The organism is Stutzerimonas chloritidismutans AW-1 (assembly GCF_000495915.1).
Classification (GTDB): domain Bacteria; phylum Pseudomonadota; class Gammaproteobacteria; order Pseudomonadales; family Pseudomonadaceae; genus Stutzerimonas; species Stutzerimonas chloritidismutans.
Map to the genome: position 1 here is coordinate 1 of NZ_AOFQ01000047.1, position 16,995 is coordinate 16,995.

Consider the following 16,995-nt stretch of genomic DNA (forward strand, 5'->3'; position numbering starts at 1 on the left):
GAGCCGTTCCAGGCGCTGGTCGAGAGAATGATCGCTGCCATGCACGAGGACGAGACCCGCCTCAACGTACTGCGTCCGGATATCGAGCCACGTGCGACTGACCATATCGCCGGCATGCACACGATGATCCAGACGCTCATCGACAAGGGCTTCGCCTATGCGCCGGGCAATGGTGATGTCTATTACCGGGTCGGCAAGTTCGTCGGTTACGGCAAGCTGTCGCGGCGCAAGATCGAGGACCTGAAGATCGGCGCGCGCATCGAGGTCGATGAGGCCAAGGAAGATCCACTGGATTTCGTGCTGTGGAAGGGCGCCAAGCCAGGTGAGCCGAGCTGGGATTCGCCCTGGGGTGCCGGTCGTCCGGGCTGGCATATCGAATGCTCGGTGATGTCGACCTGCTGCCTAGGCGAGACCTTCGACATTCATGGCGGTGGTCCGGATCTGGTGTTCCCGCACCACGAGAACGAGATCGCCCAAAGTGAAGCAGCCACTGGCAAGCAGTACGCCAATGCCTGGATGCATGCCGGCGCGGTGCGTGTCGATGGCGAGAAGATGTCCAAGAGCCTGGGCAACTTCTTCACCATTCGGGAAGTGCTGGAAAAGTACCATCCTGAGGTGGTGCGCTATCTGCTGGTTTCCAGCCACTATCGCAGCCCAATCAACTACTCCGAAGACAGCTTGCGCGAAGCCAAGGGCGCCCTGGAGCGCTTCTACAACGGCCTCAAGGGCCTGCCTGAGGCGACGCCGGGCGGCGGCGACGAGTTCATCGCGCGCTTCGGCGTGGCGATGGACGACGACTTCAACTCGCCGGAAGCCTGCGCGGTGCTGTTCGAGATGATCCGTGAGGTGAACCGTCTGCGTGAGTCAGATCTGGCCGCGGCTGCGGCGCTGGCTGCGCGCCTCAAGGAATTGGCTGGTGTATTGGGCGTGCTGCAGCTTGAGCCTGAAGCCTTCCTGCAGGCTGGTGCGGCGGGCAAGGTCGATGCCATCGAGGTCGAGGCGTTGATCGCTGCGCGCCTCACGGCTCGAGCTGAAAAGAACTGGGCCGAATCCGATCGTATCCGTGACCAGCTCACCGCGATGGGGGTGGTGCTGGAGGATGGCAAAGGCGGAACGACCTGGCGTCTTGCTGAATAGAAGGCACGGCGTAATCAAAAACGGCACCGAAAGGTGCCGTTTTTGTTTCACTCGCAGTAGTTATCGATGCAGATGTTCGGCGGCGTGCAGCGTATTTTCCAGCAGGCAGGCTCGGGTCATCGGACCTACTCCACCCGGAACCGGAGTGATCCAGGCGGCGCGTTCGCTGGCTGGTCCGAATTCAACGTCGCCCAGCAGGCGCCCGTCGGCCTGACGATTGATGCCCACATCGATGACGATCGCCCCAGGCTTGATCCACTCACCCTTTACCAGGCCGGTGATACCGGTCGCTACCACGACCAGATCAGCTCGGCGAACGTGCTCTACGAGGTTGCGGGTGAAGCGATGGGTCACGGTGGTGGTACAGCCAGCCAAGAGCAGTTCCAGCGCCATCGGGCGACCGACAATGTTGGATGCGCCCACGACGACCGCATCCAGACCGTGCAGATCGACACCGGTGCTCTCCAGCAGCGTGATGATCCCCTTTGGCGTGCAGGGGCGTAGCAGCGGCATGCGTTGCGCGAGACGACCGACGTTATAGGGATGGAAGCCGTCCACATCCTTGTCCGGACGGATGCGCTCGAGCAATTGCGAGGCATCGAGGTGCTTTGGCAGCGGCAGTTGCACAAGGATGCCGTCGATGGAGGTGTCGTCGTTGAGCTGATCGATCAGCGCAAGAAGATCTTCCTGGCGAGTATCGCTCGGCAGGTCATGGGCCACGGAATTGAAGCCCACCTCTTCGCAATCCTTGCGCTTGTGCGCCACGTAAACCTGGGAGGCTGGGTCGCTGCCCACCAGAATTACGGCGAGGCCGGGAGCGCGAAGCCCTTGGGCGCGGCGTTCGGCAACACGACCGGAGATCTGTTGGCGAATGTTGGCAGCAATCGTTTTACCGTCGATCAGTTTTGCGGTCATGACGCTTGGTTAACCATTGGAGAGGACTTGGAAAGGGCGCGTATTCTCGCATGTCGCAGCGATGTGGCAAAGGCGAAGCAGCTACCGGCACCTGTAACTCCTTTATCTAACTGAAATTTTTTTGAATTTGCTGTTGACGAGTGTTTGGAGCCTCTATAACATTCGCCCCGCTTGTCGAGCACAGCCTGCTGCTGGGTAAGATGGCTTTCGAAGAGGGTTACTTCTTCAATAGCCGGAGCTTCAAGTCTGCGCTCCGAACAGAATGCAGATAAAGCGCCCGTAGCTCAGCTGGATAGAGCATCCGCCTTCTAAGCGGATGGTCGCAGGTTCGAGTCCTGCCGGGTGCGCCATTTCGGGCTCTGGCACAAGCAAATGCAATATGGTGGGCGTAGCTCAGTTGGTAGAGCACAGGATTGTGGCTCCTGGTGTCGAGGGTTCGATCCCCTTCGTCCACCCCATATTCCAGAAAGCGCCAGGCATTGCCTGGCGTTTTCGTTTAAGCCCTGCTTGGCGGACGTGGTGAAATTGGTAGACACACCAGATTTAGGTTCTGGCGCCGCAAGGTGTGAGAGTTCGAGTCTCTCCGTCCGCACCATCTCATGATTTCGAAGCTTTGCAAGAAGAATCGAAAATCTCTGAAAGCCCCGTAACAGGGGCTTTTTTGTGTCTGCTGTTGTAACACGTGAGGCTACGCACGATGCCTTGCAGCGCAGACGGCGGAGGTTGATGGTACTGATCATCCTCGCCGCCACAGACGACTCAATCGATGCCATGCGGGGCGTTGTAGCTCAGGTGGTTCAGGCCAGTGGGCCTTCTTGCTTTCGCATTGCACTATGCCGTTGGTACCGAGCCTCAGGCGCCAGCGCTGGGCCGATGGAAAATGCTCACCGGGATTGGTGTGCAACAGCAGCAGGTTGTAGTCGTGCTGCTTCTCGATGGGGTGGGCTTGAACTGAACCTTTGCTGCCATCGCTGGCGGAATCATCTTCGTCGGCCGGGACAAACAATTTGTTGTGGCTCGCCTGGATCATCGCGCAAAGCTGTTCGCAATCCAGCGTGAGCCGCTCCCGAATCTCGTCGTGCTCCAATGCTGCGTTGTCCAGACTCAGCAGCACGCGATAGCAGATGATCTGCCGCTCCTCGTTGGTGGCCCATTTGCCGGAGTGTTCCCGAACCAGGGGCGGTAGATCGGCCAGCTTGCGATAGTCAAGCCAGACCCGTTGCTGCGCGAGCAACTTGCGGGTGTAGGGCATGAACAGGCGAATCTTCCAGCGCGGCTTGCCTTTGCGTAGTCTGCGGGTGATGGCGGTGATCATGTCGTCGCGCAGCAGATCACGGACGGCGTAGACCAGCGCTATCACAAGCAGAAGAGTGAGCGAGAGTTTCTCGCTGGCGTCGCGCGCATTGAACAGGAAGTAGGTGAAGAGCGACATGATCAGCATCGTCGACGCCGCCTTGACCAGCTTGTGAGTGCCGGCGCCCAACTGCGTAACCTTCGAACGCAGCAGTACTGGGTACTCCAGCAGCCGGTGATATAGAGCCATGCGGTTCCATATGCGTGTCGGGGTGCCGTGGAAGTCGCTCAGGTACTCGCGCTCCTTACGGTATCTGTGTTCCTGGTGCAGGAACTCCGCCACTGATTGCTTGAGTTCCTCGTCGAGGGCCGCGTAGCCCTCGAGGGTCATGCTTTCCAGCAAGAATTGCTCGGCATGCCACGAGAAATAGATGTCCATCTGGCGGAAGTAGCGCTGTTGGTTGCTCTGCTTCGGGCTGGACTTGCGCAGGCGTTGCGCGAAGTTCTGGCTGAGCCGCAGGGCGCGCGCTACGGGCTCTGCCACAGCTTCGGACGTGAGCATCTGCTGGCGCAACCGCTCCATTGAAGCCTGGTACTGGAAGAACCAGGAGCCGTACATGATTTCGTAGTGCGGTGAGAGCAGCACGAAGGATTGGTCAGCCTTGCTGATGCGGTCCTTCGATGGCATGCCAAGCAGCCCGAAACTGTGCGTCAGGGTGGTAAAGAAAAACTGCTCTTCCGACAGGGTCCAGGCCGACAGGTTGCTCTCGTGCGGGGTGAACAGATACAGCTCGATCTTGTGCCGTCCAGGCTGCTTCAGCGTACGGGTCAGCTGCAGGCGGAAATCACCTTTGCGCTTGAGCGAAAACACGGAACCCCCAAATGACAGTAAAACGCGGCCAGCTTACCAAGCTTTGCTAGCAGGTACGCGAGGCTGGCTTCTGCCTGAGCACGGCTCTGTCGGGAAGCCTTGCGCATAGCCCTTTTGCCTGTCCCAGGCTATGCAACAACGCGAGGATAACTGCTCGCCGCATTCGCAAGTTTGCTAGTCACCACAGCGCGCTCGCTGCGCTCCGGGCAACACGCTTGTCTGCCGCGGCTCACAGCAGCAGTCGAGCTACCTGCGGCTGACAAGGAAATGATCGATTGAAGCATCCAATTGTGTACCGGATGAAATTCATCCTATGATTGAAACATGGGATGAATCTGAAGGTGATCATATGTCGCTGCAGCACACCTCGCGCTCGTCACTTGTAGAACGGGTAATTGAGCAAATGCGGTCGCAGATCAATGCTGGCGAATGGACGCCGGGTATGCGAATTCCTACCGAAAGCCAGCTCAGCAACTCTTTAGGTGTTGGCAGAAATACCGTCAGAGAGGCAGTGCGAGCGCTGGTTCATACCGGGGTGCTGGAGGTCCGCCAGGGTGCGGGGACGTTCGTGCTCTCCAGTCGAGACCCGTCTGGATTACTCCAGCGCCTAGATCACGCCGCGCTGCATGACCAGCTCGAAGTCCGACGCGCGCTGGAGGTCGAAGCTGCGCGTCTGGCAGCGTCGCGGCGCACGGATGAGGACCTGCAAACGATACGTGACTCTCTCGGAGCGCGAGGGACCTGGACCGATGACGCCACACTTGAAGCGTTCGTCGAACGAGATGCCGATTTTCATCTGAGCATCGTCCGCGCCAGCCACAACGCCACGCTGCTGGAAATGTATCAGTTCTTCTGGGCGGGTCTGCAGAACACCATTGCCAAGACGGAGGGCGAGCAGCAGCTCCCGGAACCCACCTATGCAGCACACGCAGCTGTCTATGACGCCATAGCCCGCGGTTGTCCCGAGCAGGCTGCCATAGCGGCCAGCGAGCTGTTGACTCCGGCGCTCGAAACGCTGGCCAGTACGCTGGAAACCGATTCTCGAAACGCGGACACAAGGGAGTAGAACTTTCATGGATCATTCGATTACGACGTGGGCAATTCTGCTGGTTGCCGCTTTTCTTGGCGGCGGGCTGAACGCCATTGCCGGTGGCGGTAGTTTTTTCACGTTCCCGGCATTGGTTTACGCCGGCGTGCCTGCTGTGGCGGCCAATGCCTCAGGCACGCTCGCGCTTCTACCTGGCTATTTTGCAAGTACCTGGGGCTATCGAGAGGACCTGCGCCCGCCAGCAACGCTGTCCATGGGGACGCTCGTTGCCATCAGCCTCGGCGGCGGTGCAGTAGGGGCGGGGTTGCTGCTGACCACGCCCGATGACGTATTCCGTGCGATCGTGCCTTGGCTATTGCTTATCGCGACGCTGCTGTTCGCCTTCGGGCCCTGGATATTGCGCAGGTTCAAGCGCGATTCGACCGAAAATGAGGCGAATGCACTGGTGCAGGGTTTCACTCTGGCTGTTGTCAGCCTATACGGCGGCTACTTCAATGGCGGTCTGGGCATCGTGCTACTCGCTGCATTCAGCTTGCTCGGCCATCGAGACATCAACTCGATGCAGGGGCTCAAGAATCTGGTTTCGTCTGTACTGACCGCGATCGCCGTGTCTGTATATGCATTCGGCGGTGCGATCCTGTGGCGCGAAGCGCTGGTGATGATGCTGGCGGCGACTGTCGGCGGCTATGTCATGGCACGCGTCGGTCGCCGGCTCCCTTCGAGCTTCGTTCGGGCGGTCGTGATCATCACCGGTGCCGTGATGACGGTGCTTTTTTTCCGCGCCTGATACCGGCTTGCTCCATAGGGACCGATTCCGCCTTCTCGCCAATCACTGCTTTCGCTTAAACTTGATGAGAATTGTTATCTTTAAGCGATGGGTGCATCCACCCAACAGGGAGTGGCAATGGGCGGATACCTGGCTGATGTGCTGGTTATAGAAGACGATCAGGGTCTCAGCGCTCAACTCGGCGATCTGTTACGCCTGCAGGGGTACGCAGTGCGCTCCAGCTTGCTCGGCGAAAGCGGGCTGGCTATGGCGTTGGCCAATGCACCGGACCTGGTGCTGCTGGATGTGATGCTGCCGGACATCAATGGGCTTTCTGTACTGCGCCGGCTGCGCGAGCAACAACAGACACCGGTGATCATGCTCACCGCATGCGGAGCAGAGGAAGAACGGATTCGCGGACTGCGCCACGGCGCGGATGACTATCTGTCCAAACCATTCAACCTGACCGAACTACAGCTGCGCATCGACGCGATCTTGCGGCGAACTCGCAGCATGGAACATCGCGTACCGTCGCCATCGACGCTTCAGGTCGATTCACTTGTTCTCGAACGATGCGGTCTACATGCACGCGCCGGCTCGTATGACCTCGCGCTGACGCCCTTGCAGTTTCGGCTGCTTTGGCAGTTCTTGCTTCAGCGTGGGGAGGTGCTCAGCAAGCCTTATCTCTACCGTGTGGTTCTGGAGCGTGAGTACAGCGGTTATGACCGCAGCCTTGATATGCACGTCAGCCGGATACGGCGACGTTTGAGCGAGGCAGGCGTGGCAGCCGACCGCCTGCAAACGCTCCACGGTCGTGGCTACTGTTTCCAATGAATCGGCGCCTGTTCTGGAAACTGGGGTTTGGGGAGCAATGGAACCAAAAACCAACGTAAGCCCTACCACCTGCGCTCGGTGCCTTCTTCCCAGGCATCCGCCTCGATGAAGCAGTTGCGCATGTCGGCTTCCTGGCTGATCTCGGTCAGCAGGTCGTGCACGGTCTTGTCCAGCTCGTCGTCGCTTCGATACGAAATGGCCAACTCGTAGTGGCCCGACTCCAGCCGTTTCATGCCGTAGGGTTCCAGGCAGTAGCGCTCGATGTTCTCCTTGGCCCGTTTCCGGCCGCGCACGAACTTGCTGTTATTCACCACCGCCAGGCGCAGGGTGACGGTGGCCACCCGCTCGACAGCGGGCGGCTCTGCCGGCGATGACGACGAGGCCGTGATCTGCTGATCGCGTGACCGGGCGCTCTTCTGGTATGCGCCGATCTCGACACCCCGGTGGCGCAGGTAGCTGTACAGTGTGCTCTTGGAGATGTGTAGCTTCTCGCCGATGGCGCTGACGCTCAGGCGACCCTCGCGGTACAGCGTTTGCGCCGCCATGGCGGTGGCCTCGGCCTTGGCGGGCAGACCCTTGGGACGGCCACCGATCCGGCCCCGCGACCGTGCGGCCGACAGGCCCGCCTGAGTCCGCTCGCGGATCAGCTCGCGCTCGAACTCGGCCAGCGAGGCGAACAGGTTGAACACCAGGCGGCCTTGGGCATGGGTGGTTCGATGGGGTCATTCAGGCTCTGCAAGCCGACCTTACGCTCTGCCAGCTCGCCGACCAGCTCGACCAGGTGCTTGAGCGAGCGCCCGAGGCGATCCAGTTTCCAGATCACCACGGCATCACCCGGACGCACGTTGGCCAGCAGTTTGTCCAGTTCCGGACGGGCGCTTTTCGCGCCGCTGGCGATGTCTTGGTAGATGCGTTCGCACCCGGCCTGTTTCAGGGCATCGACTTGTAGGTCGGCTTTCTGATCCCGAGTGCTCACTCGCGCATAACCGATCTTCATCAAAAGTACCGTTTACTCGACTACGTTAGTAATAGTTGAACTTTGATAAAGCGTACCAGTTATTTGAACCGTAGCGTGGGGAGCTTAACGAACCGAGCCATTCCTCGATAGAGTTCGGCAAAACCTTGGTTTTCCCGAACTAACCAGACGCCACAAGGGTTTGCGGGCAGGCGCTGGGCTTAAGTGCACTTTCTGTTCCGTTGCTCCCCAAACCCCGATATCACCCAGGTCGACAAACTGCTGCACGGTAACGAGAACGTCGTCTGCGCCGATGCCGGCTACACCGGCGTCGAAAAGCGCCCCGAACATGCGGGCCGCGAAGTGATCTGGCAGGTCGCAGCACGCCGCAGCACCTACAAGAAGCTCGATAAACGCAGCGCCCTGTACAAAGCCAAGCGCAAGATCGAGAAGGCCAAGGCACAAGTGCGAGCGAAGGTCGAGCACCCGTTTCGAGTGATCAAGCGCCAGTTCGGTTACGTGAAGGTGCGCTTCCGTGGCCTGGCCAAGAACACCGCTCAGCTGGTGACGCTGTTCGCGCTGTCGAACCTATGGATGGCGCGCCGACATTTGCTGACTACCGCAGGAAAGGTGCACCTGTAATGCGGAAAATGGCTGCTGCGAGGTGCTCGCGGCGGCCAAAAACGGAGAACTGAGCGGGTTACCTGGTCGATTTTGATCGACGGCCCGCTTTCAAAAGCAGCAAGGGCTGAAGTCGACCGGAAATACAGGGTTACTTCAGACCTTCCCTTATTGAGATAGGACGGCCGTTTATTATTCAGCTGTGGTCACTGGCCGTTTCCTATCATTGCTGCCGAAAACTAACCGGAGCATGAGTAACTCATTACGATTCTGAAAGGTTGCCCGGCCTATGCCGGGCAACGCAACAACTCAGCTTTCGTCCAACCCCCATATCCAGTGGGCATCGATCAACAGCGACAGATGGGTGCGCAGCGTATCCGCGTGGGCCTGCAGGGCGCTGGTAGACGATGCGACGGCTTGCCGGCGAGCCAGCAACAACGACTGCAGATCCACCTCGCCCAGTTCGTAGGCACGCTGCATCTGTGCTTCGTTCTGGGTCATGGCAGCGGCGCCATCCTTCGCGATCAGGTAGCTCTCGTAAGCACCTGAAGCCAGTTCGACGTCACGGGCAATCCCGGCTTCCAGCTCGCGTTTGGCCAGGTCGACATCCTCGCGAGCCGCATTCTCCTGGGCCAGCGCCTGGCTGTAGCGAGCACTGCGCGACCCGCTGGGGATCGGCATGCTGAAGCTGACACCGTAGATGCGCTCACGGTTGCCCTGCTCGGAGGCGGTGAATACCCCCAACGTAGGATCCGGCACCCTGTCAGCCTTCGCCCGGGCCGATTGCCCCTGATTTCTCAGCAGAGAGGCTTCGACCCGACGCAGCACATCGCTTTCGGCCAGGATCCGCTCGCGCCAGGTGTCGTACTGACCGAGTTCGGCCGAAGGAATGGGCAGATCAACCACTTTGCGCTCGATGCCAGGGAAGCGCCGCGACAGTGTTGCCCAGCTCGCAGCGGCTTTTATCTTGGCTTCGTTGCCTTGTCGCAGTTGCTCGGCCACTTCCGCCTTGACCAGGCTTACATCCAGCTTAGAGGCGTCACCCGCACGGTTGCGTTTTTCCGCCGCCGCCAGGCTTTCCTTGGCTGAGGCCAGGCCTTTATTGGCGATGGTGAGCGCGTGCTCCGACACCAGCCAATCCAGCCACAGGGTCATCAGTTCCCGCGCGGCTTCATGACGGACTTCGCCATAGGTGGCATCTGCCAATCGCAGCGTTGCCGAACTGATGTCCTGGTCGGCACTGGCCTTGCCAGGCAGGCGCACCGTGCGCTCGATACCCACGTTCCATTCGTTGTAGTTGGGGCCAGCGTCGGTACGCCGTTGCTGGCCGATTGCCGTGGCCGTCCATTCATAAGGCGAACGCCGGATGATGCCAGCCTCCAGCATGGCGGCATCCATGCTGGAGCGTGCCGAGGCCACGCGGGGATCGGCGTTGAGCAGCGACACCACCAGCGGCTTGGGCAGAATGTTTGCCGGAGCGGCAGGTTGCGCCACGGCCGTGCCACACACACTGATCAGCAGAGCCAGGGGAACAAGGCGCTTCATCACACGAACTCCCCAAAGTTACTGACCTGGACCGTCCAATAGCGCAGCCCGGTATTTGGAAACTCCTCCTTGAGGGATTGCAGCACCTCCGTGAGTTGCTGCCGTTCCACCACGAGTTGGATCTGCACAGCCTTGGCCCGCCCCATGACACGCTCCATCGGATTGAGTGCCGCGGTGGACAGCCCGTGCGCCGCAACCGGTGTGCTGGTGAAGATCTGGTTCCCCGTCACGACCAGGAGGTGGTCGATGAGCTTCTCCTCCAAGCTTGGGGTGCAGAGCAGCGTCAACCAGGTATCAGGCATCTTTGGCCTCCTTTTTCGCGTGGGCGAATCGCAGATAGAGAATCGGGAGCAACATGAGGGTGAGCGCGGTGACGGTGATCAAACCGCCGATCACCACGATGGCCAACGGCCGCTGGATCTCGGAGCCGGGCCCGGTAGCGAACAACAGTGGGACCAGACCGAAGGCGGTGATCGAGGCGGTCATCAGTACCGGGCGTAACCGGCGACGGGCACCCTGGAGCACCACTTCCCGCAGTGGCAGGCCTTCGCCATGCAACTGGTTGAAGTAACTGACCAGCACGATGCCGTTGAGCACCGCGATACCCAACAAAGCGATGAACCCCACCGACGCTGGCACCGAGAGGTACTCGCCAGTGACCCACAGCGCGACGATGCCGCCCACCAGGGCGAAGGGGATGTTGCTGAGGATAAGCAACGCCTGGCGCACGGAGCCGAAGGTCGAGAACAGCAGGACGAAGATCAGACCAAGCGCCACGGGAACGACGATGGACAGCCGGGCAGCCGCACGCTGCTGGTTCTCGAACTGGCCGCCCCAGCTGATGCGATAGCCGTTGGGCAGTTCCACCTGCTGAGCCACCAGCGCCTTGGCCTCCTCGACGAAGCCGACCAGGTCACGACCGCTGACGTTGGCGATCACCACGCTGTAGCGGCTGCCCATTTCCCGGTCGATCTTCACCGGGCCATCGGCACGCTCCAGTCTCGCCACGCTGCTCAGCGGAATGGTCTGGCCATCCGGCGTGGTGATCCGCACCGCGTTGAAGTCCGCCGGCGACGTGCGCACCGACTCGTCCGAGCGAATGAGGATCGGCGTGCGCTGGTTGCCTTCGATCACCAGGCCGGCCTGCTGGCCTTCGATCTGCACGCGCAGTGCATCCTGGATGGCCTCGACGCTCAGGCCGAAACGGCCAGCCTGCAGCCGGTCGATCTCCACGCGCAGATACTGCACACCGTCGTTCTGCACGGTGTAGACGTCCTGGTTGCCCTGCACAGTCTTGAGCAGCGACTCGATCTTGCCGCCCAGTTGGCTCAGGGTGCCCAGGTCAGGGCCATAGATCTTCACGGCGAGGTCGCCGCGCACACCGATGATCATCTCGGAGACGCGCATCTCGATGGGCTGGGTAAAGCTGTAGCCGATACCCGGCATTGGATCGAGCACCTTGCGGACCTCGTCCATCAGCTCTTCCTTGGTGTCCATCCGCCATTCGCTCATGGGCTTGAGCAGCAGGTAGGTATCGGTCTGGTTCAGGCCCATGGGATCAAGACCGATCTCGTCGGAACCGGCCCGCGCCACGATGCCCCGGATCTCCGGGACCGCTGCCATCAGCGCGGTCTGGATCTTCTTGTCCAGCTCGGCCGTCTGTTCGAGGCTGACCGATGGCAGTTTCTCGATACCCACGATCAGGTCGCCTTCATCCATGGTCGGCATGAAGGTCTTGCCCACCTGGGTGTAGACCAGGCCAGCGACGACCAACATGGCGCCAGCGATGATCGCGATCAGTTTCTGCCGGCCAAGCCCCCACTCCAGCACCGGGCCATAGATGCCCAGCAGCTTGCGGGCAAGCCAGGGGTCTTCGTGCTTGACCTCGCGCAGCAGGTAGGAGGACAGCACGGGGATCACGGTCAGCGACAGCAGCAACGATCCCGCCAGAGCGAAGACGATGGTCAGCGCCACCGGGACGAAGAACTTGCCTTCGAGGTCCTGCAGGGTGAGCAGCGGCAGGAACACCGTGATGATGATCAGGATGCCGGACGTCACCGGTACCGCGACCTCGCGCACCGCCCGGTAGATGATGTGCAGACGCGGCAGCTTGCCACCGGAAGGATCGGTGGCCAGACGCTGGACGATGTTCTCGACCACCACCACCGCGGCATCCACCAACATGCCGATGGCAATGGCCAGCCCTCCCAGACTCATCAGGTTGGCGGACATGCCGACGAAGCGCATCAGGATGAAGGTGATCAACGCCGCCAGCGGAAGTACCAGGGCAACCGTCAGCGCTGCGCGAACGTTGCCGAGGAACAGGGCCAGCAACACGATGACCAACACGGTGGCCTCGATCAGCGCCTTGGACACAGCCCCTACCGCTTTATCGACCAGCGACGAGCGATCGTAGAAGCTGGTGATGGTGATGCCTTTCGGTAGTGTGGCCTCCAGTTCCTTGAGCTTCAGTTGCACACCGGCGACCACTTGGCGGGCGTTGGCGCCAGCCAGGCCGAGCACCAGGCCTTGCACAGCCTCGCCCTTGCCATCCTGGGTCACCACGCCGTAGCGGGTCAGGGTGCCAAGGCGAACCTCGGCCAGGTCGCCAACCCGCACCGGGCTGGAGCTGTTGGAATTGACCACAACGGCCCGCAGGTCATCCAGGGTGCGGATGCTGCCCTCGCTGCGTACCAGCAGGACTTCGTCACCTTCACCCAGTCGGCCGGCACCGTCGTTACGGTTGTTGGTGTTGACCGCGTTGGTCAGCTGCTCAAGGCTCACGCCGCTGGCAGCCATGCGGATGGGATCTGGCAGTACCTCGAAGGTCCTGACCTGGCCACCGAGGGAGTTCACATCCGCCACGCCAGGTACGGTACGCAGCGCCGGCCGGATCACCCAGTCGAGCAGGCTGCGACGTTCGACCAGAGACAAGGTTGTACCGTCCACCGTGAACATAAACATCTCGCCCAGCGGTGTGGTGATCGGCGCCATGCCGCCACTGATGCCGTCCGGCAGGCTGTCGCTCAGGTTGCCGAGACGCTCGGAAACCTGTTGCCGCGCCCAGTAGATGTCAGTGCCATCCTGAAAATCGATGGTGACATCGACCAGGCCGTACTTGGTGACCGAGCGCAGGATCTTGGTCTTGGGAATACCGAGCATTTCCACTTCGATCGGCACGGCAATCCGGCTTTCAACTTCTTCCGGGGTCATCCCCGGTGCCTTCATGATCACCTTGACCTGGGTGCTGGCCACATCAGGGAAGGCATCGATGGGCAGCCCACGGTAGGCATACCAGCCCGCGCCGGTCAGCAACAGCGTCGCCAGCACCATGAACAGGCGCTGGGACAAAGAGAATTGGATAAGACGGCTCAGCATCACTCACCGTCCTCTTCAAGCCAGGCGCCTTTCAGCGCAATCACGCCGGCGACGGCAACCTGGTCCTGTTCGCTGATGTTGCCCTGGACACGGACCAGTTGCCCCGCGCTGACTTCGACCTTGACCGGGCGGGCTTCAAAACCGTCGGGCGTGCGGACGAACACCACGGAGTCGGTCTTGTTGCGAGCGACGGCAGACAGAGGGATGTCCCAGGATTTGCCAGCGGCCTGAACCGGGATCTCCACGGTGACGAGCTCGCCGGGACGCAGGGCGCCGTTGGCATTTTCGATTTCGGCGCGCAGCACCACGAACTGGCTGGTAGCCGAGAGGGTCGGGCTCAGGTTGATGACACGCCCATTAATGCCCTTGTCGACCACCGTTACGCCCGCGCCCGGCTGAATGCCAATACTGGCCGCGGCCGGAATCTGCACGTCCAGCCACAGCGCATCGACCTGGGTGATGTTCAGCAGCGACGTGGCACCGTCGACCCGCTGGCCGGGCCGGACCGAGATGTTGCTGACAATGCCGTCCTGAACGGCGCTGAGGGTGATCCTGTCGGAAGGAATCCCGGAGCGGATGACCTGCTCGATCATGGCCGGGGTCATTCCCGCCAGGGCCAGTTCGGCCTTGGTCTGCACCAGAGTCGCTTCCGCTTCCTTCAGCGTTGCCTGGGCTTCCTGCGCCCGACGCTGCGGAATGATGCCCTCATCGAACAGCTTCTGTTCCCGGGTGTAGGCCTGCCGGGCCAGCGTGGCGCGGGCAGATGCCTGCAACAGCTGGAGCTGGAGCTGGCTCATCGCCGGACTGGACAGGCGCACGACCGGCTCGCCTTTGCGAACGGCCTGGTACTCGCCCACCAGCAGTTGCACCACCACACCTTCAAGTGGGGAACTGACGATCTGCTCCGCTTTCGGAGGCACGACAACCTGGCCGGGATATCGCGTGCTGACCGTCTGTTTCATGCTTTGCACAGCAGACGTCTTGATACCCAGCGCTTGAATCTGTTCATTGGCGACAGAGAACTTCTCAGCACTCATGGCAGGCCCTGAAATAATAAAAGCGATGGCGAAAGAGAGCCCCTTTACACTGCGCAGATAATGTTCGTTATTCATCGAAAGTTCCCCGTGAAGCGCCATGACATGGGCATGCTTTAGACCTGTCTTTGAGGATTTTTAAATCGCAAGGCGAGCGCGGTCGCAGGACACACATGAGTAACCCACTCGTCTGCTGCACCCTTTGCATGGAAGGAGATTGTCGTAGACTCCTCTACAGGTTCGATTCTAGAGGGGGGTGACTATCAGGAACGTTACCGCTGAATTACAAATTTGAAGGATTCCACCTCCCTCCTGATTTTCGTTTTAAGATTGATTCATCGATGATCACCATGCTGGTTCGGTGCATGAGGCAATGACACTTCAAGAAATAAATGAATATTTTTTTATTTGACACCCGAATACTTTTTTAATTTGAGATAAACAAATAATGCGTGTTCTAGTAGTGGAAGACGAAGCCAAAACTGCCGAATATCTTCAGCAAGGGCTTACCGAAAGTGGCTATATCGTTGACCGGGCAAGTAATGGTGTCGATGCGCTGCACCTGTTCCAGCACAACACCTACGGCCTGGTCATCCTGGATGTGAACCTGCCCAAGGTGGACGGCTGGGACGTGCTCGACACGATCCGCAAGACCAGTCGGGTTCGCATCATCATGCTGACCGGTCGTGGCCGCCTGCACGACAAGCTGAAGGGCCTGGACGGCGGCGCCGACGACTATCTAGTGAAGCCGTTCGAGTTTCCGGAACTGCTTGCCCGCATCCGCTCGCTGCAGCGGCGTGGCGACAAGGTGGTGGACCACCCGACCTTGCGGGTCGCAGACCTTGAGCTGGATCCGGGTCGCCACCGCGCGTTCCGGGGTGACCTGCGCGTCGAGCTGACTACCAAGGAATTCGCCCTGTTGCGCCTGCTCATGAGCCACCCAGGGGAAGCCCTGACCCGCTCGCAGATCATTTCCCTGGTCTGGGACATGAACTTCGACTGCGATACCAACGTGATCGACGTGGCGATCCGGCGCCTGCGCGCCAAGATCGACGATCCGTTCGAGAACAAACTTATCCACACCCTGCGCGGTGTGGGCTATGTGATCGAGGAGCGTTCATGAAGCGCTTCAGCCTGGCCGCCAGGTTGGGACTCAAAGTCGGCTTGATGAGCGTGATACTGCTGGTGCTGCTCTCTATCGTGGGCTACCTGATGCTCGGCCAGGCGCTGGAGCGCACGGCGCAAAGCAGCCTGATCACCAAGATGGGTGGCATGGCCCATAACCTATCGACCGTCGCGGATCTGTCCGAGGTCACCGCAGACTCCCACCAGTTGGTCGACCTTGCGATGGGCCACAACAACCTGTTCGTCAGCATTTTCGATACGGCAAACAGCCGAATCCCCCTGCTGACCATCGGCTCGAAAAAGATAACCACCGAACTCACCAGCTTTCCTGCCAACGATCAAGTGGAGTTCTACGAGTGGAACAACGAACTGGGCATGCCCATGCTCAGCGTTTCCCAGCTCATGCGTCTGGCTGACGGTACCCAGGTCGGTGTGTACATGACCGTGGATGAATCCTCCGATGCCGAATTGCTCCGGGCGATGCTGAGCTGGGCCCTGATGGCGTCACCCTTCATCCTGGCGCTGATCATGGTCGTGGCCTGGTGGACGGTACGCCGGGGCTTGCTGCCGCTTACGCGCTTTCTGAAAGTCGCGTCGAAGATCTCCACCGACAACATGCAGCATCGGCTGCCTACCGACCGCTTGCCGATCGAACTGCTGGAGCTCGCGGACGGCATCAACTTTATGCTGCACCGCCTGGACGGTGGCGTGCAGCAGCTATCGCAGTTCTCGGACGACCTGTCCCACGAGTTGCGTGCTCCGCTCACTAACCTGATGGGCAAAGCACAGGTGGCCCTGTCACGACCACGCAGCTCGGAGGAGTACCGTGAGGTGCTGGAATCCTGCGCCGAGGAGCTGGATCGCATGAAAAGCATGGTGGCCGACATGCTTTTCCTGGCACATGTCAGCCAGCCTGCAGCCTTGGTGCAATTCGAGACGGTGGCACTGGTCGACGAGGTGCAGAGGGTCAGTGACTTGTTCAGCCTGAGTGCCGAAGAGAGCGGCGTTCGGCTCGATGTGTCAGGCAGTGTCGATGTGATCCAAGGCAATCGCCTGATGATTCAACGGGCAGTGTCCAATTTGCTCTCCAACGCCATTCGCTACTGCCCACAAGGGCAGGCTGTAGTGGTGAAGGTTCACCGTGAGCAGGAGCACATCAGGCTCAGCGTAGGCAATCCAGGCCAAGGTATTCCGGAAGAGCACCTGCCTCATCTGTTCGAACGCTTCTATCGGGTCGACAAAGGGCGTGCGCGCAGCGAGGGAGGCACAGGCCTCGGGCTTGCCATCGTGCGATCGATCATGAGCCTGCACCAAGGCGTGGCGAAGGTAGAAATAACGGGCTCGGGCTTTACCTGGTTCCACCTGAGTTTTCCGGTGAACCGTCTCTGAGCCCAAGGCGTCTTTCAACATTGTAATTCGCGCCTCACGTTGTCGTCAGAGACGCTTCTTTAAGCTTCAGGGGTATCGAAAATC

General features: G+C 60.2%; 12 protein-coding genes, 3 tRNA genes and 2 pseudogenes. 10 read left to right on the forward strand and 7 right to left on the reverse strand.

What is annotated here, in order from left to right; genetic code table 11:
* Positions 1-1,137, forward strand: a 1,137-nt coding sequence (cysS, locus tag F753_RS39295) for a cysteine--tRNA ligase (protein ID WP_023445805.1), incomplete at its 5' end; no start/stop codon positions are given.
* Between the two features lie 60 nt (positions 1,138-1,197).
* On the opposite strand, the gene folD is transcribed toward cysS, so the two are convergent.
* The gene (gene folD / locus F753_RS39300; protein ID WP_023444354.1) at positions 1,198-2,052 is read right to left on the reverse strand and encodes a bifunctional methylenetetrahydrofolate dehydrogenase/methenyltetrahydrofolate cyclohydrolase FolD; all 855 of its coding nucleotides are present in this window, start codon (positions 2,050-2,052) and stop codon (positions 1,198-1,200) included.
* Between the two features lie 273 nt (positions 2,053-2,325).
* Between folD and F753_RS39305 the strand changes: the two genes are divergently transcribed.
* From F753_RS39305 to F753_RS39315, 3 genes are all read left to right on the forward strand, one after another.
* A tRNA-Arg gene (locus F753_RS39305) sits at positions 2,326-2,402 on the forward strand.
* A gap of 32 nt (positions 2,403-2,434) precedes the next feature.
* A tRNA-His gene (locus F753_RS39310) sits at positions 2,435-2,510 on the forward strand.
* A 52-nt stretch (positions 2,511-2,562) separates the two neighbouring features.
* Positions 2,563-2,647: transfer RNA gene (locus tag F753_RS39315), tRNA-Leu, on the forward strand.
* A gap of 141 nt (positions 2,648-2,788) precedes the next feature.
* On the opposite strand, the gene F753_RS39320 is transcribed toward F753_RS39315, so the two are convergent.
* Entirely contained in the window at positions 2,789-4,216 is a 1,428-nt protein-coding gene (locus F753_RS39320; protein ID WP_023445806.1) for a hypothetical protein, read from the reverse strand.
* A 349-nt stretch (positions 4,217-4,565) separates the two neighbouring features.
* Between F753_RS39320 and F753_RS39325 the strand changes: the two genes are divergently transcribed.
* From F753_RS39325 to F753_RS39335, 3 genes are all read left to right on the forward strand, one after another.
* Complete coding sequence (locus tag F753_RS39325; protein ID WP_031297894.1) at positions 4,566-5,282, forward strand: FadR/GntR family transcriptional regulator; 717 nt, start codon at positions 4,566-4,568, stop codon at positions 5,280-5,282.
* 7 nt (positions 5,283-5,289) lie between these two features.
* Positions 5,290-6,051, forward strand: a complete 762-nt coding sequence (locus F753_RS39330) for a sulfite exporter TauE/SafE family protein (protein ID WP_023445808.1) — start codon at positions 5,290-5,292, stop codon at positions 6,049-6,051.
* 117 nt (positions 6,052-6,168) lie between these two features.
* Positions 6,169-6,864, forward strand: coding sequence for a response regulator transcription factor (locus F753_RS39335; RefSeq protein WP_014820295.1), 696 nt, complete (start codon positions 6,169-6,171; stop codon positions 6,862-6,864).
* Positions 6,865-6,926: 62 nt separating this feature from the next.
* Here F753_RS39335 and F753_RS49170 read toward each other — a convergent pair.
* Positions 6,927-7,861: pseudogene (locus F753_RS49170) on the reverse strand (recombinase family protein).
* A 216-nt stretch (positions 7,862-8,077) separates the two neighbouring features.
* Here F753_RS49170 and F753_RS39340 point away from each other — a divergent pair.
* Positions 8,078-8,461, forward strand: a pseudogene (locus F753_RS39340) (transposase); the annotation flags it as partial.
* A 288-nt stretch (positions 8,462-8,749) separates the two neighbouring features.
* On the opposite strand, the gene F753_RS39345 reads toward F753_RS39340, so the two are convergent.
* From F753_RS39345 to F753_RS39360, 4 genes are read right to left on the reverse strand one after another with little or no spacing between them, the layout of a single operon-like run.
* Positions 8,750-9,985, reverse strand: coding sequence for a TolC family protein (locus F753_RS39345; RefSeq protein WP_003089075.1), 1,236 nt, complete (start codon positions 9,983-9,985; stop codon positions 8,750-8,752).
* Positions 9,985-10,287: a DUF3240 family protein gene (locus F753_RS39350; RefSeq protein WP_003288512.1), complete on the reverse strand. Its 303-nt coding sequence runs from the start codon at positions 10,285-10,287 to the stop codon at positions 9,985-9,987. Before F753_RS39350 ends, F753_RS39345 begins: the two co-directional genes overlap by 1 nt.
* Positions 10,280-13,363 carry an efflux RND transporter permease subunit gene (locus tag F753_RS39355; RefSeq protein ID WP_003089077.1) on the reverse strand — a complete coding sequence of 1,028 codons (3,084 nt, stop codon included), beginning with the start codon at positions 13,361-13,363 and terminating at the stop codon, positions 10,280-10,282. Before F753_RS39355 ends, F753_RS39350 begins: the two co-directional genes overlap by 8 nt.
* Positions 13,363-14,475: an efflux RND transporter periplasmic adaptor subunit gene (locus tag F753_RS39360; RefSeq protein ID WP_003089078.1), complete on the reverse strand. Its 1,113-nt coding sequence runs from the start codon at positions 14,473-14,475 to the stop codon at positions 13,363-13,365. The genes F753_RS39355 and F753_RS39360 overlap by 1 nt, the downstream gene beginning before the upstream one ends.
* A gap of 370 nt (positions 14,476-14,845) precedes the next feature.
* Between F753_RS39360 and F753_RS39365 the strand changes: the two genes are divergently transcribed.
* A complete protein-coding gene (locus F753_RS39365) occupies positions 14,846-15,520 on the forward strand; it encodes a heavy metal response regulator transcription factor (RefSeq protein ID WP_003288515.1) in 675 nt (224 codons plus the stop codon).
* On the forward strand, positions 15,517-16,911 hold the full coding sequence (locus F753_RS39370; RefSeq protein WP_003089080.1) for a heavy metal sensor histidine kinase: 1,395 nt from the start codon (positions 15,517-15,519) through the stop codon (positions 16,909-16,911). The genes F753_RS39365 and F753_RS39370 overlap by 4 nt, the downstream gene beginning before the upstream one ends.
* Positions 16,912-16,995: the final 84 nt, after the last annotated feature.

Coding starts and splice junctions, on each gene's coding strand:
- folD (WP_023444354.1), bottom strand. CDS start 2,052: ATGACCGCAAAACTGATCGACGGTAAAACGATTGCTGCCAACATTCGC.
- F753_RS39325 (WP_031297894.1), top strand. CDS start 4,566: ATGTCGCTGCAGCACACCTCGCGCTCGTCACTTGTAGAACGGGTAATT.
- F753_RS39330 (WP_023445808.1), top strand. CDS start 5,290: ATGGATCATTCGATTACGACGTGGGCAATTCTGCTGGTTGCCGCTTTT.
- F753_RS39335 (WP_014820295.1), top strand. CDS start 6,169: ATGGGCGGATACCTGGCTGATGTGCTGGTTATAGAAGACGATCAGGGT.
- F753_RS39345 (WP_003089075.1), bottom strand. CDS start 9,985: ATGAAGCGCCTTGTTCCCCTGGCTCTGCTGATCAGTGTGTGTGGCACG.
- F753_RS39350 (WP_003288512.1), bottom strand. CDS start 10,287: ATGCCTGATACCTGGTTGACGCTGCTCTGCACCCCAAGCTTGGAGGAG.
- F753_RS39355 (WP_003089077.1), bottom strand. CDS start 13,363: ATGCTGAGCCGTCTTATCCAATTCTCTTTGTCCCAGCGCCTGTTCATG.
- F753_RS39360 (WP_003089078.1), bottom strand. CDS start 14,475: ATGAATAACGAACATTATCTGCGCAGTGTAAAGGGGCTCTCTTTCGCC.
- F753_RS39365 (WP_003288515.1), top strand. CDS start 14,846: ATGCGTGTTCTAGTAGTGGAAGACGAAGCCAAAACTGCCGAATATCTT.
- F753_RS39370 (WP_003089080.1), top strand. CDS start 15,517: ATGAAGCGCTTCAGCCTGGCCGCCAGGTTGGGACTCAAAGTCGGCTTG.